Origin of the sequence: Dactylosporangium cerinum (assembly GCF_042653625.1) — a bacterium.
Classification (GTDB): Bacteria; Actinomycetota; Actinomycetes; order Mycobacteriales; family Micromonosporaceae; genus Dactylosporangium; species Dactylosporangium cerinum.
Map to the genome: position 1 here is coordinate 539,851 of NZ_JBHSIU010000054.1, position 19,607 is coordinate 559,457.

At 71.5% G+C, this 19,607-nt stretch carries 20 protein-coding genes; 2 read left to right on the forward strand and 18 right to left on the reverse strand.

Annotated features, from left to right (window positions below):
- Positions 1-29: 29 nt before the first annotated feature.
- The 12 genes from ACFPIJ_RS40620 to ACFPIJ_RS40675 form a co-directional block, all read right to left on the reverse strand.
- Complete coding sequence (locus ACFPIJ_RS40620; protein WP_380123656.1) at positions 30-1,703, reverse strand: ABC transporter substrate-binding protein; 1,674 nt, start codon at positions 1,701-1,703, stop codon at positions 30-32.
- 139 nt (positions 1,704-1,842) lie between these two features.
- Positions 1,843-2,838: a LacI family DNA-binding transcriptional regulator gene (locus ACFPIJ_RS40625; RefSeq protein ID WP_203852234.1), complete on the reverse strand. Its 996-nt coding sequence runs from the start codon at positions 2,836-2,838 to the stop codon at positions 1,843-1,845.
- 234 nt (positions 2,839-3,072) lie between these two features.
- On the reverse strand, positions 3,073-4,755 hold the full coding sequence (locus ACFPIJ_RS40630) for a protein kinase domain-containing protein (protein ID WP_380123658.1): 1,683 nt from the start codon (positions 4,753-4,755) through the stop codon (positions 3,073-3,075).
- A gap of 37 nt (positions 4,756-4,792) precedes the next feature.
- Entirely contained in the window at positions 4,793-5,548 is a 756-nt protein-coding gene (ppgK, locus tag ACFPIJ_RS40635) for a polyphosphate--glucose phosphotransferase (protein WP_380123660.1), read from the reverse strand.
- Positions 5,549-5,625: 77 nt separating this feature from the next.
- Positions 5,626-5,886, reverse strand: coding sequence for a Prokaryotic metallothionein (locus tag ACFPIJ_RS40640; protein WP_380123662.1), 261 nt, complete (start codon positions 5,884-5,886; stop codon positions 5,626-5,628).
- A gap of 60 nt (positions 5,887-5,946) precedes the next feature.
- On the reverse strand, positions 5,947-7,521 hold the full coding sequence (locus tag ACFPIJ_RS40645) for a SpoIIE family protein phosphatase (RefSeq protein ID WP_380123664.1): 1,575 nt from the start codon (positions 7,519-7,521) through the stop codon (positions 5,947-5,949).
- Positions 7,518-9,206 (reverse strand): ATP-binding protein, encoded by a 1,689-nt coding sequence (locus ACFPIJ_RS40650; RefSeq protein WP_380123666.1) that lies wholly within the window; start codon positions 9,204-9,206, stop codon positions 7,518-7,520. The genes ACFPIJ_RS40645 and ACFPIJ_RS40650 overlap by 4 nt, the downstream gene beginning before the upstream one ends.
- On the reverse strand, positions 9,203-10,225 hold the full coding sequence (locus tag ACFPIJ_RS40655) for an ATP-binding protein (protein ID WP_380123668.1): 1,023 nt from the start codon (positions 10,223-10,225) through the stop codon (positions 9,203-9,205). Before ACFPIJ_RS40655 ends, ACFPIJ_RS40650 begins: the two co-directional genes overlap by 4 nt.
- A complete protein-coding gene (locus ACFPIJ_RS40660) occupies positions 10,213-10,623 on the reverse strand; it encodes an ATP-binding protein (RefSeq protein WP_380123670.1) in 411 nt (136 codons plus the stop codon). Before ACFPIJ_RS40660 ends, ACFPIJ_RS40655 begins: the two co-directional genes overlap by 13 nt.
- Complete coding sequence (locus ACFPIJ_RS40665; RefSeq protein WP_380123672.1) at positions 10,620-11,027, reverse strand: STAS domain-containing protein; 408 nt, start codon at positions 11,025-11,027, stop codon at positions 10,620-10,622. The genes ACFPIJ_RS40660 and ACFPIJ_RS40665 overlap by 4 nt, the downstream gene beginning before the upstream one ends.
- Complete coding sequence (locus ACFPIJ_RS40670; protein WP_380123673.1) at positions 11,027-11,890, reverse strand: STAS domain-containing protein; 864 nt, start codon at positions 11,888-11,890, stop codon at positions 11,027-11,029. The genes ACFPIJ_RS40665 and ACFPIJ_RS40670 overlap by 1 nt, the downstream gene beginning before the upstream one ends.
- A gap of 233 nt (positions 11,891-12,123) precedes the next feature.
- Positions 12,124-13,110, reverse strand: a complete 987-nt coding sequence (locus ACFPIJ_RS40675; RefSeq protein WP_380123675.1) for a malate dehydrogenase — start codon at positions 13,108-13,110, stop codon at positions 12,124-12,126.
- 156 nt (positions 13,111-13,266) lie between these two features.
- Here ACFPIJ_RS40675 and ACFPIJ_RS40680 point away from each other — a divergent pair, with 156 nt between their 5' ends.
- Entirely contained in the window at positions 13,267-13,515 is a 249-nt protein-coding gene (locus ACFPIJ_RS40680; RefSeq protein WP_380123677.1) for a hypothetical protein, read from the forward strand.
- 19 nt (positions 13,516-13,534) lie between these two features.
- On the opposite strand, the gene ACFPIJ_RS40685 is transcribed toward ACFPIJ_RS40680, so the two are convergent.
- From ACFPIJ_RS40685 to nth, 4 genes are all read right to left on the reverse strand, one after another.
- Positions 13,535-13,843, reverse strand: coding sequence for a hypothetical protein (locus ACFPIJ_RS40685; RefSeq protein WP_380123679.1), 309 nt, complete (start codon positions 13,841-13,843; stop codon positions 13,535-13,537).
- A gap of 66 nt (positions 13,844-13,909) precedes the next feature.
- Positions 13,910-14,269, reverse strand: a complete 360-nt coding sequence (locus ACFPIJ_RS40690) for a nucleoside triphosphate pyrophosphohydrolase family protein (RefSeq protein WP_380123681.1) — start codon at positions 14,267-14,269, stop codon at positions 13,910-13,912.
- Positions 14,259-14,708, reverse strand: a complete 450-nt coding sequence (locus tag ACFPIJ_RS40695) for an SMI1/KNR4 family protein (protein ID WP_203852247.1) — start codon at positions 14,706-14,708, stop codon at positions 14,259-14,261. Before ACFPIJ_RS40695 ends, ACFPIJ_RS40690 begins: the two co-directional genes overlap by 11 nt.
- Before the next feature lie 22 nt (positions 14,709-14,730).
- Positions 14,731-15,612, reverse strand: a complete 882-nt coding sequence (nth, locus tag ACFPIJ_RS40700) for an endonuclease III (protein WP_380123683.1) — start codon at positions 15,610-15,612, stop codon at positions 14,731-14,733.
- A 100-nt stretch (positions 15,613-15,712) separates the two neighbouring features.
- On the opposite strand from nth, the gene ACFPIJ_RS40705 reads away from it, so the two are divergent.
- Entirely contained in the window at positions 15,713-15,994 is a 282-nt protein-coding gene (locus ACFPIJ_RS40705) for a FliH/SctL family protein (RefSeq protein ID WP_380123685.1), read from the forward strand.
- Positions 15,995-16,017: 23 nt separating this feature from the next.
- On the opposite strand, the gene lon is transcribed toward ACFPIJ_RS40705, so the two are convergent.
- Together lon and ACFPIJ_RS40715 are read right to left on the reverse strand one after the other, a co-directional pair.
- On the reverse strand, positions 16,018-18,324 hold the full coding sequence (lon, locus tag ACFPIJ_RS40710) for an endopeptidase La (RefSeq protein ID WP_380123687.1): 2,307 nt from the start codon (positions 18,322-18,324) through the stop codon (positions 16,018-16,020).
- A gap of 45 nt (positions 18,325-18,369) precedes the next feature.
- Positions 18,370-19,575, reverse strand: coding sequence for an FAD-dependent monooxygenase (locus ACFPIJ_RS40715; protein WP_380123688.1), 1,206 nt, complete (start codon positions 19,573-19,575; stop codon positions 18,370-18,372).
- Positions 19,576-19,607: the final 32 nt, after the last annotated feature.

Below are 19,607 nucleotides of genomic sequence, written 5' to 3' on the forward strand. Positions count from 1 at the left end.
ACCCGGGGAGCGGTGTCATTTGCGACCGGTCAGGAGGCCGGCTTGAGGTGCAGGATCACGTCGAGCGCGTTGGGCTGGGTGGGCTGGGCGGCGCCGTAGGGGTTGGCGTCGTCCGGCCAGCCGGTCCACTGCTTCGTGGAGTAGGCCCCACCGACATTGTCGGCGCCGACCGGGATCATCGGCATCTGCTCCACGAAGATCTTCTGGAGCGTGTTCATCGCCTCGACCCGGACCGAGTCCTCGGTGGCCGACTGGTAGGCACGCAGCGCCTTGGTGGCGTCGGGGTTGTTGAAGCGCCCGAAGTTACCGGCGGGGCTGGCGGTGCCGATCGGCTTGAGCAGGTCGCCGTCCATGATCGTCTGGTAGATGTCGTACGGCGTGTTGCCGCCGTTGGTCCACCGGAAGCCCGCGTCGAACTGACCGGCCTCGACGTTCTTGAACCACGCGTCCTGGTTGGCCTTCTCGACCGTGGCCTCGATGCCGATCTTCTGCAGGTTGGACTTCACGATCTCGAGCGAGGTCTGGTAGTCAGACCAGCCGGCGGGGTCGGTCAGCGTGAGCGTGACGGCCTTGCCGGACTTGTCCTTGAGGGTGGTGCCCTCGTACTTGTAGCCGTTCGCGGTGAGGAGCGCCTTGGCACCCTCGATGTCGATCTTGTAGTCCTTGCCCTTGAACTCCGGCGCGAGGAACGCGTCGCCGGCGGGGCTGGGCAGACCGGTCACGCTCTTCACCAGCGGGTGGAAGTAGCCGGCCTCGGCCGTGTTGAAGATGTCGTCCCGGTCGATGACCATGCTCATGGCCACGCGCAGGTTCTTGTCGTCGAACGGCGCCTTGGTGGTGTTGATGTAGAGGCCGTGGATGCCCAGGACCGGCGGGGCCCAGATCTTGTGGTGCGCGGCGTCCTTGTCGATGAAGACCGTCTTCACGTTGGGGATGAAGACGAAGCTCCACTCCGACTCACCGTTGGCAAGCGCGGTGGTCTGCGCGTTGTTGTCGGTGTAGGAGGTGTACCGCAGCTCCTTGACCGCCGGCAGTGCCTGCCAGTAGCCCTTGTCCTTGACCGTCAGCGTGGCGGTCTGCGGGGTGAACGACTTGAGCTTGTAGGGGCCCGAGCCGATCGGGTCCTTGGCGAGCTCCGTCTTCGGGTCCGACACCTTCTCCCAGATGTGCTTGGGAACGATCGGCACCTGGGCGATGGCCTTGTGCTGGCTGACGAACTGCGGGTTCTTGAACGTGATCGTCACGTCCGAGCCGCTGACCGTCGCGTCGCTGATCGTCAGACCGCCGGTGTTGAGCGCGTCGTTGTCGCGGACCAGCTTGTAGGTGAACGCGACGTCGTCGGCGGTGACCTTCTGGCCGTCCGTCCAGGTCGCGTTGTCACGGATGCTGACCTTGACGGACGTGTAGTCCTTGGACCACTCCGCCTTGGTGGCGAGCCACGGCTTCATCGGGTCGGCCGGCTTGACCGGGTTCCACATCATCAGCGGCTCGTACAGCGCCCACTTGTAGCCGGACTTCGACGAGGCCGAGGTGCTGAGGAACGGGTTCTGGTTCTCGGTCTGCGGGCCGTTCGGCATGCCGACGTTGAGGATCGTCGGGCCCTCGGACTTGGCCTTCTCGTTCGGCGAGTCACCGCACGCGGCGAGGGCGCCGGTGGCGAGCAACCCGGCGAGGCCGAGCACAACGGAGCGTCTGGTATGCACGGGGGTGTCTCCTTACGTACCTGGATCGACAGGTGGGGCGGTCATTCGGGGTATGACGACGGGGCCTTCTTGCGGCAGGTCCCGCCCTTTGGTGCGGTGTCGGTGGTGCTGGCTGAACGGTGGTGCGCTCGGGCTGCGCCTACGCGGTCGAGGACCGCACGACGAGCGTGGTGGACAGGATGTTGGGCTCACTCGTCAACGGCGTGCCGTCGAAGTGTGCGATGAGCCGCCGGGCCGCCATCTCGCCCATCTGCCGCATCGGCTGGCGGATGGTCGTGAGTGGGGGCTCGGTGTGCGCGGCGTGGAGGATGTCGTCGAAGCCCACGAGGGCGACATCTCCCGGCACCGTGCGGCCCGCGTGACGCAGCGCCTGGAGGGCGCCGGCGGCGGACAGGTCGTTGTGGGCGAAGACGGCGTCGAACTCGAGGCCCAGACCCAGCGCCCGCTGGATCGCCTGGGCGCCGCAGTCGTACGTGAAATCGCCCTCCATCACAAACCGCGGGTCGACCGGGTGGCCGGAGGCGTCGAACACGTCCGCGAAGCCCCGGAGCCGGTCCTGCGTGCAACCGAACTTTTCCGGACCGGTGATCACCAGGGGGTGCCGCCGGCCGATCTCGACGAGATGCCGGGCGGCGAGGGCCCCGCCGGCCCGGTTGGTGGTCCCGACCGACGGCATGAGGGGCTTGTCGCCCCGGTCGTCGATGAGCACCACCGGCAGGCCGCCGGCATACAGGTCGGCGAGGTAGTCCAGGGTGCCCTCCGGCTCGATCGCCAGCAGGCCGTCGAAGGCCTTGCCGGAGACCTGCGCGGAGAACTGCCGCATCGACTCGGCGCCACGGTTACACGTGAACAGCAGCAACCCGTAACCCTCCGCCTCGACGACATCAACCGCTCCCTGCACGATCTCGCCCATCCACGGCCAGATCAGCGACGGCACCAGCATCCCGATGACCCTGGTGTGGCCGCGGGCGAGGTTGACCGCCCGCGCGCTGGGCGTGTAGCCCAGCTCGTCGATGACCCTCCGCACCCGTGCCGCGGTCGACTCGTCGACCTCTCCTTTGCCGTTGAGCACCCGCGAGACGGTGGTCTTGCTGACCCCGGCGCGGGACGCGACATCGGCGATGGTGATCGGCACGCCGCGATCCTCTCTGTGAGAGCGCTTTCTGGCAAGAGAGCGTTTTCTGGAACCGGTTCCGCAACCGGTTCCGGCACACTAAATCCGATTGCGGACTGTGGTGTCAATAACACGGTGGTAACGAAACTTAACCTCCGAGAAAACCTTGCCAAGGCCTCGGGCGGTGGTGTTTGCTCGGCAGCACGTCGATGCGCGGGCGGCAGCGTCGACGCGCAAGCCTGCCCTGAAAGCGCTCTACCGGCCGGGCAGGCGGATGACCGTGCCGTCGCTCAGTGCGTGCTGCTTGACGACCAGCACGTCGAACTTGAGCCCCTTCGGCACGTCGAAGACGAGGGTTCCGGTGACCGGTTTGCCCGCCTTGATCTCCCCGTACAGCGGACGGGTGGCCTCGTTGTAGAGCCACGACCACTCGTCCGGTTTGTGGTCGTTGCCGTCGGTGTCGCGCAGCCGCTGCGAGCCCTGCCAGATGTACGTGCCGCCGCTGCCCAGGTTCTCCACCTGGATCTGCACCAGGCAGAACTCGCCCTTGGCGTCCTTGACCAAGGGACGCTTGCCGATCTGTGACGCACCGCAGTCGAAGTCCATGACGGTGAAGCGCAGCCCGCCGTCGGTCGCCACCGGGCTCGGCTTCTTCGAGGGCGCCTTGCTCGCCGGCGCCGCGGTGCTGGGGCCGGCCTGCGGGTCGTCCGAACCGGCCGAATTGGCGAGCCGGAACACGCCCCAGAGGCAGCCGAGCACGATGAGCACCGCCACGACGGCGCTCACCCCGCGGCCGATCCTGGGCGGCCGCGGGCGCGGCGGCGGGGGCAGCGGGGGCAGCGGCATCCGTGGACCCCAGCCGCCCGCATACTGGGATGTCCCAGGAACACCCGCGGCGCCGCCGGTCGGATCGAGCATCGTCGGGCTCACCGGAACCGGCGAAACGGGCATCCCGGCCACGTGCGTGCCGTGCACGGCGGTCGGCGAGACCGGCACGACGGGCGCGGCGCCTGGTGCGAACCGGCGACCGGAGGGCGGTCTCGGCGCCGCCGCCCCGCGGATCGTCGCGGTGCCATGCGGTCCGTGGGTTCCTGCGGTGCCGGGCGGCCCGTGGGTCTTTGTGGTGCCCTGCGGGCCGTTGGCACCACGGGGGGACGTCACGTGCACCGCGGCCGGGTCGTCGTCGCCGACGAGCGCGAGCAGGATCTGGCGGGCCGTGGGGCGGGCGGCCGGGTCGTCCTGCAATGCCCGCGCGACCACGTCGGCGAGCCCCGGAGCCAGCCCCGGCGGCACCGAACCGGCCGGCTTGAGGCCGGTGCCCGCCCACGCGACGAGGAGGCCCCACGCGTAGACGTCGGAGGCCTGGCTCGGCGGCGCGCCGCGCTCCTGCTCGGGGGCGAGCCACCCCGGGGTGCCGAACAGCTGCCCCACCGGGCCGGCGTGCCCCAGCAGGCGGGCCACGCCGAAGTCGACGACCTTCGGGCCGAACGGCGACAGCAGCACGTTGCGCGGGCTGAGGTCGGCGTGCACGAGCCCGACGGCGTGGATCGCGGTGAGGGCCGCCGCGACCCCGACGGCGACGGCCTCGACCTGACCCGCGAGCGGCCCGTTGAGGGTCGTGTAGTCGTGCAGGGACGGCCCGGAGACGTACTCGGTCACCAGGTGCGGCACGGGACCGTCCAGCGCCACGTCGAGCACGCGGGCGGTGCAGAAGCCGGCGACCCGGGACGCGGCGGCGGCCTCGGCCGCGAACCGCTGCCGGAACTGCGGGTCGCCGTGCCACGCCGGATTGATGACCTTGAGCGCGACCCGGCGGTCGTCGGGGCCGGCGGCGAGATAGACGGTGCCCATGCCGCCGACGCCGAGCACGCCGAGCAGCCGATATGACCCGACCGTGGCCGGGTCCTCGGCTCGCAACGGCGCGGGCACGTCCCCCATGGAACCTATCGTGCCCTATGCCCGCACGCGTTCGCGCTCAGTGCGCCCGTCGTGACGCCAGCAGCGCGGCGCCGACGATGCCGGCGTTGTTCTGCAGGGTCGCCGGGACGATCTTCGTGGGCACCGACACGTACTGGAGCCACTTGTCGGTCTTCTTGCTCACGCCGCCACCGATGATGATCAGGTCGGGCCACAGCAGGGCGTGCAGGTGCCGCAGGTAGACCTGGACCCGCTCGGCCCAGTCGGGCCAGCCGAGCTCCTCGGTCTCCCGGATGCGGTCCGAGGCGAAGTCCTCGGCGTCGCCGCCGTGCAGGTGGTGCCCGGTCAGCTGCAGGTGGCCGAACTCGGTGTTGGGCACCAGCCGGCCGTCGATGAACAGCGCGCTGCCGATGCCGGTGCCCAGGGTGACCATCACGACCAGGCCGTCGACGCCCTTGCCGGCGCCGTATTCGATCTCGGCCACCCCGGCCGCGTCCGCGTCGTTGAGGACCGTCACCGGCCGGCCCAGCGCGTCGCTGAAGAGCTGCTCCGCGGGCGCGTCGACCCAGGACGCGTCCACGTTGGCGGCGGTCTTCGTCACGCCGTGCTGGACCACGGCCGGGAACGTGATGCCCACGCTGCTCGCCGGCGGGAACTGCGCGACGACCGCCGCGACGGTGTCGACGACGGCGGCGATGTCCGCGGGCTGCGGAGTCTCGATGCGGTGCCGCTCGGCGGTAAACTCACCGGTCGCCAGGTCGACCGGCGCTCCCTTGATCCCCGAACCGCCGATGTCGATCCCCAGCACCACCACAGCTGCTCCTCCGCAACGCGTACCTCATCCAATGCCCTGCTGTCATCAGACCCAATCATGCGGGGCATGGGCAAGGATCACCCGGGGTTGGCCCCGACCGCATCGCGGATCTCGAGGCCGAGCGCATGATCGGCGGTGCGGGCGCAGTGCGCGCTGCAGTAGAAGCTGCCGGACACCTCGGCGCCGTGGCCGATGATCTTCGTGCCGCAGTGCTCGCAGACCGGCGCGAGCCGGTTGATCGCGCACTCGAACGAGTCGAAGACGTGCACGCCGCCGCCGACCGTCCGAATCTCGAATGCCATGTAGTAGTCGTTGCCGCAGGTCTCACAGACCGCCATGGTGTTTCCCCCGTTTCGTCTCACGCAGCGTGTGCGGTCCCGGGGCACGGTGCAACCGGTTCAGGGAAAATCCACCCGGCGGATCACCAGCAGCGCCACGTCGTCGTCGCGGGAACCCGCGCCGAGGTCGCTGAGCAGCCGGTCGCAGAACTGCTCCAGGTCCGCCTCGACGTCGGCGACCGCGACACACAGCGCCTCGAGGCCCTCGTTGAAGGTGTGCCCGCGCGACTCGATCAGCCCGTCGGTGACCAGGACCAGGGTGTCACCCGGCACCAGCGTCAGCGCGATCTCCTCGTCGTGCGGGGTCGGCACGCCCAGCAGCGCCACCCGGCCCTCGACCTGGGTGACCCGCCGGTCTCGGACCAGCAGCGGCGGCGGGTGCCCGGCGTTGGTGAGCCGCACCGCACCGGTCGCCGGGTCCATGCGCAGCAGGCACATCGTGGCGATCTCCTCCGGCAGCAACCGCAGCAGCATCCGGTTGAGCCGCTCCATGGTGGGCCCGGGCGCGGCGTCCTCGACCAGGTACGCCCGCAGCGCGTGCCGGACCTCGGCCATGATCGTGGCGGCCCGCAGCGAGTGCCCGGCGACGTCGCCGATCGCCGCGACGAGGTGCCCGTCCAGCAGCAGGAGCTCGTAGAAGTCGCCGCCGACCGACGCGTGCTCGCTGGCCGGCTGGTACCGCACCGCGAGCTGCACCCCCGGCACCGACGGCTTGCGCTGCGGCAGCATGCTCTGCTGCAGGGTCAGCGCGGTGCGGCGCTCCTCGTCGTAGCTGCGCAGCGCCTCCACCGCCAGGGCCACGGCCTGGCCGAACTGGCGCAGCAGGTCGGCGTCGTCGTCGCTGAACCCGTCGGCAGGCACCGCGACGTGCAGCGGCTCCCGGCCCGGCTTGGCCCGGGCGACCACCCGCCACACCGCGCCCGGCCACCACGGGCCGGTCTCCTGCCGGAACAGCACGGTGCCGGCCTGCCCGTCGAGCGGATCGTGATCGTAGGGCCCCCGCATGGCCGCACGCAGCTGCGGATCGCCGTCCACGGCATCGACCTGCACCGCGATCGGACCGGTCTCCTCGGATCCGGCGGCGACGGCGGCCGGTCCCTCGAACACCCGGGCGGCGCCGGAGGTCGCGGCCACCAGCAGATCCGGCAGGGTGGTCGCGGCGTTGAACAACGTGGTGGTGTCCACGAGGCGGGTGAGCCGCCCGGCGAGGCGCTCGGCCCGGCGGCGGGCCCGGTACTCCCGCAACTTCGCCCGGACCGTGGCGAGCAGCTCGTCCGGATCGATCGGCTCGGCGAGGTACGCGTCGGCGCCGCGGTTGAGCCCCTGCGTCCGGTCGACCACGTGCACGGCGGTCGCCGAGATGTGGATCACCGGGACGGCGGTGGTCCGCGGGTCCTCCTTGATGCGTTCGGCGACCTCGAAGCCGTCGATGTCGGGCAGCCGCACGTCGAGCACGACCAGCTCGGCGTGCAGCGCGGCGCCGTCCGGACCGCCGTGCAGCAGCCGCAGCGCCTCCAGGCCGGTCGCGGCCTCGATGACCCGGTGCCCGTCACGACGCAGCCAGCTGGTGATGACGTAGCGCTTCGAGGGGCTGTCGTCGACGACGAGAATGTCGGCGGCAGCCTCCCCGATCACGCCGTCACCCGGGCGACCAGGTCGGCGACGACCCTCCTGCTCAGGGTGGGCTTGCCCAGGACCGCGGTGGCGCCGGGCACGTGGCCCACGTCGGCGCCGGTCACCACGACCACGGGGATGCCTGCCAGCTCGGGCACCGCGGCGAGCGCGGCGATCAGCTCACCGCCGTCACCGCCGGGCATCCGCAGGTCCAGGAAGATCACCGACGGGTGCTCGCGGGTCGCGATCGCAAGGGCGGACCGGACGTCGGCCGCCTCGTGCACCGTCCCGGCGATGCCGGCAAGGTGCTCGCGCAGCACCTGCCGGGCGGCGGCCTCGTCGTCCACGACCAGGACCGCCGGCACGTGCGGCAGGTCGAGGTCCTCCTCGGGCGCCGGGCGCAGCGGCAGGTCCAGGGTGAAGGTGCTGCCCTCCCCCGGCTCGCTGACCATGCTCAGCCCGCCGCCGAGCAGGGTCGCGAGCCGCCGCGCGTAGGGCAGCCCGAGCCCGGTCCCACCCGCCTGATGCGCGCCGCGCACCTGGTGGAACTCGTCGAAGACGCGGCGCTGCTCGGCGAACGGGATGCCGATGCCGGTGTCGAGGACGGCGATGTGCAGCCGGCCGTCCAGCACCAGCGCGCTCATCTCGACGCTGCCGGCGTCGGTGAACTTCAGCGCGTTGGTGAGCAGGTTGCGCAGGATCTGGGTGAGCAACAGCTCGTCGGTGATCAGGTCGACCTGGTCCGGCTCGACGATCTCCAGCCGGACCCCGGGCTTGGCCAGGGGGCGCAGCGTGCCGCGCAGCTGGCCGAAGACCGCGGCGAGGTCGACCGGCGCCCAGTCCGCATCGATCCGGTTGGACTCGGCCTTCGCCAGGTCCAGCAGGTCGTTGACGCGGGCGAGCAGGTCCGCCGCGGAGCTCTGGACCAGCCCCAGCTGGTGGGTCTGGTCGGTGGTGAGCGGCTCGGACCGCGGGTCGAGCAGCAGCCGGGTCAGCCCGATGATGGCGGTGACCGGGGCGCGCAGCTCGTGCGACACGTTGGCGAGGAAGCGGCTCTTCGCCTCGTTGGCCTCGCGCAGCTGGGCGGAGCGCTCGTCCAGCTCCGCGTACAGGGCGACGACCCCCTGGTTGGTCTGCTCCAGCTCCTCGGACAGCTGCGTGTACAGCGCCATCACACCGCGGTTGGTCTCCTCCAGCTCCGCGTTGAGGGTGAGCAGCTCGTCGCGGTGTGCCTGGACCTCCTCCAGGGCGGTGACCAGCTGCCGGTTCTGCACGCTGAGCTCGTCCAGTGCGGTCGTCGGCCGGCTGGCGGCCAGCTCCTGCCGCGCCTCGGCCAGCCGCTCCGGGCCCACCTGGGCAGGCAGCCTGCGCGTCAGGCTGATCCGGTCCCGTTCCACCTGCACCTCGTCCATCAGCCGACCCGCCGCGGCAGTGCCCTCGGGCGGACTGACCCCGATGCCGTCCGCTTCTACCACGATGACCAGCCGCGGCCTCGCGGAAACCTCGGCGGTGAACGTCACGGTGGCGCCGATGGCGTGCCGGCCGATCTCGCTGAGGGCGGTGGCGACCCTGACCTGGTCCTGATGCTCCATCCTGACGGCCGCGGCGACCTCCCGGCCGCGCTGGCGCAGCACGAACACGTCCTGGTCGCCGTGCAGCGTCATCCGCAGCAGCGGCTCCGGCGGCGGCGTCCAGTCATCGATCACGGTCGCACCACCGCCACGCAGGCGTCGTCGCGGCGCACCCCCGCGTCGCGCAGCAGCGTGCCCGCGATCAGCAGCGGGTCCTGCCGGCTGAGCCCCGGATAGTCCTTCAGGCTCCACCGGTCCGACACCCCGTCGGAGTGCAGCACCACCACCGCCTCCGGCGGCAGTTCGTAGCCGAACTCACGCACGCCGCGGGACTGGTGCCCGACGATGCCGGGCATGCTGACCATGCTGCGGCGGGCCCCGTCGGGGAACGCGATCGTGCCGGCCACGTTGCCGAGACCGGCGAACCGGACCGCGGCGCCGTCGACGCGGACCACCGAGACCGCCGCGCCGCGGGTGTGCGACACGACCCGGTGCAGGTGCTGCACGATCGCAGCGGGTGCGTCGAGCTCACTGGCGAGGAACGCGTCGACGACGGCGTTCGCGGCGGCCGCCGCGAGGGATCCGTGCCCGAGGCCGTCGGCGACCAGCAGCAGCAGCGCGCCGTCGCGTTCCTGCGCCGCCCACCGGTCCCCGCACACGGCCTCGCCCGCGATCGGCCGGGTCAGGCCCGCGACAACCGGCGTGCCGACGGCGTCGCGGCCGGGCCACAACTGCGCGGCCAGCACCGTGCCGCGGCCGGGCAGCGAGTATCCGCCGGAGTGGCTCGACAGCCGGCGCACCGCGCCGAGCCCGATGCCGAGGGTGCCGGCGGTGGACGTGCCGTCGGCTCCGCTGAAAATCATGTCGGCCATGCCGGGACCACTGTCGACGGCGACGAGCTCGACCCCGCCGACCGGGCCGGCCCGCAGGCAGCGCACCGACAGCGAACCGACGTCCGCGTGACGGTGCAGGTTGCTCGCCAGCTCGGCGGCGACGATCGCGACCTCACCGGTGCGCTCCTCGCTGAAGCCGAGCCGGCGGGCACAGTCGACCGCGACGCGGCGCGCGACACCCGCCGCACCGGCCTCGTCGACAGGAATCCAGCCGAGCTCCTCGACCAGGGGCACCAGGTCCGGCGGCGTCACCGTGCCCACTTGGTCACCGTGATCCGGGTGCCCTCCCCGGCGGCGGTGACGATCTCGAACTCGTCGACGAGGCGGCGCGAGCCGCTCAGCCCGAGTCCCAGGCCGCTGCCGGTGGTGTAGCCGTCGGTGAAGGCCAGGTCCAGGTCGGCGATGCCGGCTCCGGTGTCGACGAACTCGGCACGGACCCCGGCCCGGCGCCCGTTGTGCACCTGCCCGACGAGGGCATGCCCGCCACCGCCGTGGATCAGGGTGTTGCGGGCCAGCTCGCTCGCAGCGGTCACCAGCTTCGTCTGGTCGACCAGCGGCAGCTTCGCCGCGAGCGCGATCACCCGGACCGCCTGGCGCACCCTCACCACGTCCTTGTCGTCTGTGATCGGCAGCCGCTGGGGCTCCTGCGGCTCCGTCATAGGGGCACGTCGTCGGAGCCGCGCACGCTCAGCACTCCCACACCGCGCACCTGCTTCGCCTCGGCCAGGATCTCCAGCGCCTTGTCGACGTTGAGCGCGGTGCGCACGCCGTTGAGCGACAGGCCCAGCTCGACCAGCGTGATCGCGACCGCGGGGCGCATGCCGACGACGACGGTCTCCGCGTCCAGGACCCGGGACACGGCCGCGATCGTGGACAGCATCCGGCCGATGAACGAGTCGACGATCTCCAGCGCGGAGATGTCGATCACGACACCGTGCGCGCCGGTCTCCACGATCCGGTCGGACAGGTCCTCCTGAAGTTGCAGCGCGGTCTGGTCGTCGAGATCGATCTGGATCGAGACCAGCAGGATCTCGCCGATCTTCAGGACGGGAACGCGATCCATCACAGAACCCCGCGGTTCGATCGGCGGACCACCTCGACGCCGCTCGCGCGCAACGCGTGCAGCAACGCGTCGGCGAGGTTGGACTTCGTCACGATGTCACCGAACTCGATGCCGAGCGCGACGACCGTCTGCGCGATCTGCGGGCGGATGCCGGAGATGATGCACTCCGCGCCCATCAGCCGGGCCGCCACGACCGTCTTCAGGATGTGCTGCGCCACCTGCGTGTCGACCGCCGGCACGCCGGTGATGTCGACGATCGCGAAGCCGGAACCGGTGTCGACCAGGGTCTGCAGCAGCTTCTCCATGACCACCTGGGCGCGGGCGGAGTCCAGCGTGCCGACCAGCGGCACCGCCACGACCCCGTCCCACAGCTTCACCACGGGCGTGGAGAGCTCCAGGAGCTGCTCGGTCTGATCGGCGATCACCGACTCGCGGGTCTTGGTGTAGCTCTCGAACGTGAACAGCCCCATGTCGTCGACGACCAGCGACAGCAGCAGGAAGTCGGTGGTCGACAGGTCCGCCTGGCCGGACTCGGTGAGACCGAGCACGACCTCCTTGACGGTGAACACGAGCGTCGCGGTCTCGCTGGGCGTGAAGCCCTGCCGCGCCCACGCCCGGGACAGCTCCGCGAGGGCCGCCCGCGACTCGCCGCTCGCAGCGCCCGCGACCTCACCGTCGCCCTCCGCGGTCAGCACGCCCTGCAGCGAGCCGTACACGTCGCGGACCTGCCGGGTCAGCTCGGTGTTCGTGAGCCGGCCGCGCAGGGTGCGGGCGGCCACTTCCGTCCACTGCCGCACGATCGGCTCCTCGTGCGTCCCCAGGAACGCACTGAGCCGCTGCCGCGCCTCGGCATCCAGCTTCACTCGTGATCTCCTTCAACGTCGTCCGTCGGACCAGACGGTACCGCTCCGCGCCACCCGCCGCGAACGATGGCGCCGATCGGGTGTCACGAGGTCGTCACCAGGGAAGGAAAAGTATGAAGCTCGGCCGCACCCCGCACTGACGCTGTTCACGCAGCGGCGCTGAGACACGTCGGCCCGCCCACCGTGCGGGGTGGGCGGGCCGGCGGCTTTCTGCTCTTGCTCGTCGCTTTCGCTCAGATCAGACCGAGGCGCTCCACGGCGGTGCGCTCCTCGGCGAGCTCGGCGACGGACGCGTCGATGCGGGCCCGGGAGAACGCGTCGATGTCCAGCCCCTGCACGATCTCCCACTTGCCGCCGCGGGACACCACGGGGAACGAGGAGATCAGGCCCTCCGGCACGCCGTAGGAGCCGTCGGACGGCAGCGCCACCGACGTCCAGTCACCCTCGGGGGTGCCGTTGACCCAGTCGAAGACGTGGTCGATGGCGGCTGACGCGGCGGACGCGGCCGACGACGCGCCACGCACGTCGATGATCTCCGCGCCGCGCTTGGCGACCCGCGGGATGAACTCGTCGGCATACCACTGCTGGTCACCGACGGCCTCGGCGGCGTTGCGGCCGGCGACCTCGGCGTGCAGGATGTCCGGGAACTGCGTGGCCGAGTGGTTGCCCCAGATGGTGACCTTGCGGATCTCCGAGACCGGCACGCTCAGCCGCTGCGACAGCTGCGCCACGGCCCGGTTGTGGTCCAGGCGGGTCATCGCGGTGAACCGGTCCGCGGGCACGTCGGGGGCGTTGCGCTGGGCGATGAGGGCGTTGGTGTTGGCGGGGTTGCCCACGACCAGGATCTTGATGTCCTCGGCGGCGCCGGCGTTGATCGCCTCACCCTGCGGCTTGAAGATGCCGCCGTTGGCCTCGAGCAGGTCGCCGCGCTCCATGCCCTTGGTGCGGGGGCGGGCACCGACGAGCAGCGCGACGTTGGCGCCCGAGAACGCCTGCTTCGGGTCGTCGAACACGTCCACGCCGGCGAGCAGCGGGAACGCGCCGTCCTGGAGCTCCAGCGCGGTGCCCTCGGCGGCGCGGGCGGCCTGCGGGATCTCCAGCAGGCGCAGCTTGACGCGGGTGTCGGCGCCGAGCAGCTGACCGGACGCGATGCGGAACAGCAGCGCGTAGCCGATCTGGCCGGCGGCACCGGTCACGGTTACGTTCACGGACTCGCTCATCAGACTTCTCCTGCGGCAGCGGCGGGTGTGCTTCTCCACACAAACTATCCCCGGCCCCCCAACGACCGTTCACCCAATGGCGTTCTGGTGTGGCTTGGAGCACTCAGTCAGCCATGAGGTGATTACACCTTCCGTCGCCGGGGCATCACCGTGTGCATGACGATCATCCCGCAGACCCAGGTGTTGTGGCTGGCCACGGCCGCCGACGACGAGATCCAGGCCGGCCGCGTCATCGGCTGGCAGACCGAGCACGTGCAACCGGTCCCGCTGGTGGCGTGGACCGACGAGACGGGACTGCTGAGCCGGGTCGGCACGCCCCTCAACCCAGTCGTGTGGCTCGGCGACACCCGCGGCGAGGTGGTGGAGTCCGCGCAGCGCGAGACCCGCCAACCGGCGCTCAGATAGCTTCCGGAGCCCGCTCCGGTCAGGCGGCGCTGCGCATGCGGTCCGCGGCTTCGCGCACGACCTCGGCGAGCGGCTCGACCAGGTCGGGGCGCTCCCGCATCAGGTCGCCGAGCTGCACCCGCCACCTGCCGGCCTCCAGCGCCGCGGCCTCGTAGCCGTAGCCGGCGACGAGCCGCCCCCGGCACTCCATCACCAGCTGCCCGAACGGCGGCCCGGCCTGTGCGTTGATCCAGTTGGCGAACCAGGTGGCCCACTCGCGGTCCGCGCAGGCCCGCACGATCGTCCGGGCACCGTCCCAGGCGACCCGCTCAAGGTGGGGTGTCGGCATGTGTCAATGCTGTGCCGATGTGACCCGCGACGCAACCCTCCATGGGCCTCGGCGGTCTTCGTAGGTCTACGGGCCCACCGCGGAGGTCTGATCGGGCGGACCGGCGGGTGGGTGATCGTGAGGGCCGGGGGGCTTGACGATCGCCTCCCGCCGGTGCCAGCCGTCGAAGATCTCGCGTTTGCCGGACGCCCGCCGCGCCACCTCGGCCTCGATGCCGTTGGCGGCGGTCAGGTACCCGATCGCGGCGAGCAGGTCGCCGCACTCCTCCACCAGCCGCGCACGCAGGTCGGAGCCGTCGTAGTGCTCGGGGTGGCCGCCGGTGGCCACCAGCTTGCCGACGACCTGGAGCAGCTCGCCGGCCTCCTCCGCGACCTTCGCCAGGCCCGGCCACACGCCGGAGCCGATGCCGAACGGTTCACCTGCCAACGCGCAGCCCTTCCGTGGCGACGAACTCCAGGAAGTCGTCCGCGGCGGGTTCGACGGCGCCGTCCTCGTGATACCGGAAGCTCACCGCGTCCTCACAGATCCCGTCGTGGACGACGAAGCCCCAGTAGTCGCCGGTGCCGACCGGCGCGACGGCGACGAACCCGCTGCCGGCCTCGTTGGCCCCGAGGAGCGTCTCGACCCAGCGGCGGCCCTCGTCGGCCGGGAGGAGCTCGACGAACAGGAAGCGGCCGGCACCGTACCGCAGCAGGAACCCCCGATACTGCTCCGGCAGCCGCACGCCCAGCCACCGCTGGACCCGCATCAGGTCCGCCTCGGTGGCCCGCCAGTGGTCGAAGACGGCGACGTCACCGTCGCGCTCGAGGGCCGCGTACCGCCGCAACGCCTGCTGCAGCAGGACGTCGAACTCGGCGAATCGCACCGGAGCAGTCTGCCATCGGCGGTCACTTCAGCAGGGCGCGGGCCTTCTCCGGGTCGAGCTCGCCCTTGCCGTCCAGGCCGATCGACGGGCAGTCCTCGGCGAGGGGGCAGGCGCCGCAGGCCGGCTTGCGGGAGTGGCAGGTGCGCCGGCCGTGCAGGATCAGCAGCAGGTTGACCGACACCCAGTCCTTCTGGTCGAACAGCGCCGCGATGGCGGCCTCGGTGCCTTCGACGTCGTTCTCCGGCCCCCAGGCGAGCCGGTGCGCGACCCGGCCGACGTGCGTGTCGACGGAGATCGCCGGCACCGAGAACGCGTTGCCGAGCACCATGTTGGCCGTCTTGCGGCCCACCCAGGGCAGCTCGACGAGCTCCTCGAACGTGCCGGGCACCTCGCCGCCGTGCCGCTCGACGAGGGTCGCCGCGAGCTTCATGACGATCTGGGTCTTCTTCCGGTAGTACCCGACGGGCTGGAGGATCTCCTCCATCTCCGCCGGCTCGGCCGCCGCGAGGTCCGCGGCGGTCGGATACCTGGCGAACAGGGCCGGGGTCACGAGGTTGACCCGCTCGTCGAGGGTCTGCGCGGCGAGGACGGCGGCGACGAGCAACTGCAGCGGCGACGCGAAGTCCAGCTCGAGGACCGGGTCCGGATACCTGGTGGTGAGCAGCCGCAGGATGCGCCGCGCCCGCCGGGTCTGCTCGAGGTCCGGCCCGGCCGGCACCACGACCACGGCCGCCTTCGAGGGCTTCTTGACCGGCGCCTTCTTCGCCACCGCCTTCGTCGCGGCGGCAGCGGTCGCCGCGACGGCGGCCACCTTCGGCGCTGCCGCCTTCTTCGCCACCGCCTTCTTCACGGGTGCTGCGGTGGTGGGTTCGGCGGCTGCTGGGGTCCTGTTCCGGCTCGGCACGCAGACGAGCCTACGTCGCCGCGCCGCCTGCCGAGGCCCGCCCCGCGGGTGCCCCGGGCTGTTACTGTCAGCCGTCCCGCGAGTGGTGTGGAGGACCGACATGCCCAGGAAGAAACAGGTGCCGCGGACCCGCCCCGAGCTGCAGGCCGTGCCGCCGGGCCACCGGCTCTACCGGATCACCATCAACGTGCTGGTCAACCCGGCGGACATCGACACGCTCACCGGGAGGCTCGTCGACGTGCTGTGCCCGGACGCCTCCCACGAGGGCGACTGCGCCGACCCGTGGTCGATGATCACTACGGACGCCGACGGGTACGACCGCCGGGTCCAGCGCCGGATGCTGGAGCAGATCCGCACGACGAACCCGCCGCCCCCGTATTAGGCGGGCGGCGGGTTCGTCGTCGGTCAGCCGGTCGTCACCAGGGTCGCGACGTCGGCGGGGCGCAGGGCCAGGGCGAGCACGTCGGCGACGTCGGCGAGGGCGTGCACGGTCAGCTGTGAACGCACCTCCTCCGGCAGGTCGTCCAGGTCGGGCTCGTTGCGCTTCGGGATGATGACCTCGGTGAGGCCGGCCCGGTGCGCGGCCAGGAGCTTCTGCTTGACCCCGCCGATCGGCAGGACCCGGCCGGCGAGGGTGACCTCGCCCGTCATGCCGAACTCGGGGCGGACGGCACGCCCGGTGGCCAGGGACGCGAGCGCCGTGACCATCGTGATGCCGGCGCTGGGGCCGTCCTTCGGCACCGCGCCCGCCGGGACGTGCAGGTGGATGCGGCGGGCGGCGAGCTCGTTCGGGTCGATGCCGAGGCGACGGCCGTTGGAGCGCAGGTAGGACAGCGCGATGTGGGCCGACTCCTTCATGACGTCGCCGAGCTGGCCGGTCAGGGTCAGGCCGGGGTCACCCTCCATCGAGGTGGCCTCGATGAAGAGCACGTCGCCGCCGGCGCCGGTGACGGCGAGACCGGTCGCCACGCCGGGGACGGCGGTGCGCTCGGCCGACTCCGGGGTGAACCGGGGCCGTCCCAGGTAGCGCACCACGTCGTCGACGTGGACGGGCTCGTCGGCGTAGGCGACCGCGACCTTGCGCAGGACCTTCGCCAGGGCCCGCTCCAGCTGCCGGACGCCCGCCTCGCGGGTGTGCTCGGCGGCGATCGCGCCCAGCGCACGGTCGCTGATCGTGACCTCGTCGGCGGTCAGACCGGCACGGTCCAGCTGCCGGGGCCACAGGTGGTCCCGGGCGATGGCGACCTTCTCCTGCTCGGTGTAGCCGTCCAGGGTCACCAGCTCCATGCGGTCCAGCAGCGGGCCGGGGATGGTGTCCACCACGTTGGCGGTGGCCAGGAACAGCACGTCGGACAGGTCGAGGTCGACCTCGAGGTAGTGGTCGCGGAACGTGTGGTTCTGCGCCGGGTCGAGGACCTCGAGCAGGGCTGCGGCCGGGTCGCCGGCGTAGCCGACGGCGAGCTTGTCGACCTCGTCGAGGAGCACGACCGGGTTCATCGAGCCGGCCTCGCGCAGGGCGCGGACGATCCGGCCGGGCAGCGCGCCGACGTAGGTGCGGCGGTGGCCGCGGATCTCGGCCTCGTCGCGGACGCCGCCGAGGGAGACCCGCACGAACTTGCGACCCAGGGCCCGGGCGACGGACTCGCCGAGGCTGGTCTTGCCGACCCCGGGCGGGCCGGCGAGCGCGAGCACGGCGCCGGAGCCACGGCCGCCGACGACCTCCTTGCCCAGCGCCGCACGCCGGTTGCGGACCGCGAGGTATTCCAGGATGCGGTCCTTCACGTCGGCCAGGCCGGCGTGATCGGCGTCGAGGATCGCGCGGGCCTCAGCCAGATCGGTGTTGTCGGTGGTGCGCACGTCCCACGGCATCTCCAGCACCGTGTCGAGCCAGGTGCGGATCCAGCCCGCCTCCGGCGACTGGTCGCTGGCCCGCTCCAGGCGGCCGACCTCACGCTCCGCCGCCTCGCGCACGACGTCCGGCAGCGTCGCCTCGGCGACCCGGGTGCGGTAGTCGGCCGAGCCGGACGGCTCGTCCTCGCCGAGCTCCTTGCGGATCGCGGCGAGCTGCTGGCGCAGCAGGAACTCGCGCTGGGTCTTCTCCAGGCCCTCGCGCACGTCGTGGTTGATCTTCTCGTTGACCTGCTGCTCGGCCGCGTGGACACGGGCCCATTCGACGAGCAGCTCGAGCCGGGCGGTGACGTCGGCGGCACCGAGGAGCTGGATCTTCTGCTCCAGGGTCAGCCACGGCGCGTAGCCGGCGGAGTCGGCGAGCTCGGACAGGTCCGTCATCCGCTCGACGGTGTCGATGACCTGCCACGCGCCGCGCTCCTGGAGCACGCCGATGACGAGCGCCTTGTACTCCCGGGCCAGCTCCTTCGCCTTGCCGGCGGGGGCGGGCTCGTCGAGCAGGGTGGCCTCGACCCACAACGCCGCGCCGGGGCCGGGGACGCCGGCGCCGATACGGGCCCGGGACAGGCCGCGCACGACCGCCGCGGGCTCGCCGCTGGGCAGCCGGCCGACCTTCTCGAGGACGGCCACGACGCCGAAGGAGCCGTATTCGCCGTCGACCCGCGGGACGGCGAGGACGCGCTTGTCACCGGCGGACCGGGCCGCGTCGACGGCCGCCTGGGTGGTGGCGTCGAGCGTGACGGGGATGACCATGCCGGGGAGCAGGACGTCGTCGGTCAGTGGAAGAACCGGAAGAGTAGCCATGTCTGACACCTGCCATCAGTGTGGGTTGAGCGTGTCAGGCTTAAGTTACAAAAGGTTCCCTCTGTTCCCGGAAAGGTCCCGCGTGTGATCCAGGCCACCGTAGTCGGGCAGGTCGAAGGCGGTGGCGGTGCGGGTGGCAAGGTGCCTGAACAGGTGTTTCACCGGCGGCAGGTAGCGGATCGTGCGGAAGAACCGGTCCCGCTGAGCGATTTTCTTCTCGGTGGCGGGCACCAGGAAGTCCGAACCCCCGGACGCCTGCTTCTGGCAGGTCTCGACGTAGGGGCGCAGGCGCTGCTCGTACCCCTCGAACGCCCGCTCGAACGGGAGTCCGGCGAGCTCACCGGCCAGGACGTGAGCACCGACGACCGCGAGGCCGGTGCCGTTGCCGCCCGGGCCACCCGCATAGCCGGCGTCGCCGACCAGCACCACGCGGCCGCGTGACCAGCGCTCCATCCGGATCTGGGTGGTGGAGTCGAACCAGAAGTCCGGTGCGGTGCGCATGGCCTCGAGCAGCCGCGGCACCTTCCAGCCGGTGCCGGCGAACGCGTCGGCGACGATGCGCCGCTGCTGCTCGACGTCGCGCCGGTCGTGTTCGAGGCCGTCGGCGGTGAAGAAGAGCGAGATCACCGCCTTCTGCGGATCGACGCCGCCGATGGTCACGGTCCGGCGGGGCTCGTTGTACATGAGGCCGGCGTGGTCCAGGCCGAACTCGTTGGCCATCGTGAAGATGCAGCCGTACACGCCGAGGGAGCGCTGCGGCACCGGGCCGAAGACCAGTTCGCGCACCTTGGAGTTGACCCCGTCCGCGCCGACGACCAGGTCGAACCGGGCGGGCGCGGCGCGCTCGAAGGTGACGTCGACGCCGGTTGCGTCCTGCGTGATCGAGGCGATCGAGTCGCCGAAGACGTAGTCGACGTCGTCCCTGGTCGCGTCGTAGAGCACCGCGCCGAGGTCGCCGCGCAGCAGCTCCAGGTCGCCGCTGAAGATGGCCGACGGCAGGGTGGCCTTGACCGTGTCGTGCCGGTCGACGATCGCGATGTCGCCCATGTGCGTGGCCCGCGCCCGCATCGCCTCCAGCAGGCCCATCCGCCGCAGAACCTCCAGGTGGACCCGCCCGCGGAAGTCCACCGCGTAGCCGCCGCCACGCAGCGCGGGCGCCCGCTCCACGACGGTGACGCGGTGTCCCGCGCGATGCAGCCAGAGGGCGAGGGAGGGGCCGGCGACGCTCGCGCCGGAGATCAGGATGTCCATGGCTGAGAAATATACATTCGTCTTATACGCTT

Bases quoted from the DNA above. Each gene is read 5' to 3' on its own strand.
- ACFPIJ_RS40630 (WP_380123658.1), bottom strand. From the start codon at position 4,755: ATGGGGGACGTGCCCGCGCCGTTGCGAGCCGAGGACCCGGCCACGGTC.
- ACFPIJ_RS40665 (WP_380123672.1), bottom strand. From the start codon at position 11,027: ATGGATCGCGTTCCCGTCCTGAAGATCGGCGAGATCCTGCTGGTCTCG.
- ACFPIJ_RS40705 (WP_380123685.1), top strand. From the start codon at position 15,713: ATGCCCAGGAAGAAACAGGTGCCGCGGACCCGCCCCGAGCTGCAGGCC.
- ACFPIJ_RS40715 (WP_380123688.1), bottom strand. From the start codon at position 19,575: ATGGACATCCTGATCTCCGGCGCGAGCGTCGCCGGCCCCTCCCTCGCC.
- ACFPIJ_RS40660 (WP_380123670.1), bottom strand. From the start codon at position 10,623: ATGACGGAGCCGCAGGAGCCCCAGCGGCTGCCGATCACAGACGACAAG.
- ACFPIJ_RS40680 (WP_380123677.1), top strand. From the start codon at position 13,267: ATGACGATCATCCCGCAGACCCAGGTGTTGTGGCTGGCCACGGCCGCC.
- ACFPIJ_RS40685 (WP_380123679.1), bottom strand. From the start codon at position 13,843: ATGCCGACACCCCACCTTGAGCGGGTCGCCTGGGACGGTGCCCGGACG.
- ACFPIJ_RS40640 (WP_380123662.1), bottom strand. From the start codon at position 5,886: ATGGCGGTCTGTGAGACCTGCGGCAACGACTACTACATGGCATTCGAG.
- lon (WP_380123687.1), bottom strand. From the start codon at position 18,324: ATGGCTACTCTTCCGGTTCTTCCACTGACCGACGACGTCCTGCTCCCC.
- ACFPIJ_RS40675 (WP_380123675.1), bottom strand. From the start codon at position 13,110: ATGAGCGAGTCCGTGAACGTAACCGTGACCGGTGCCGCCGGCCAGATC.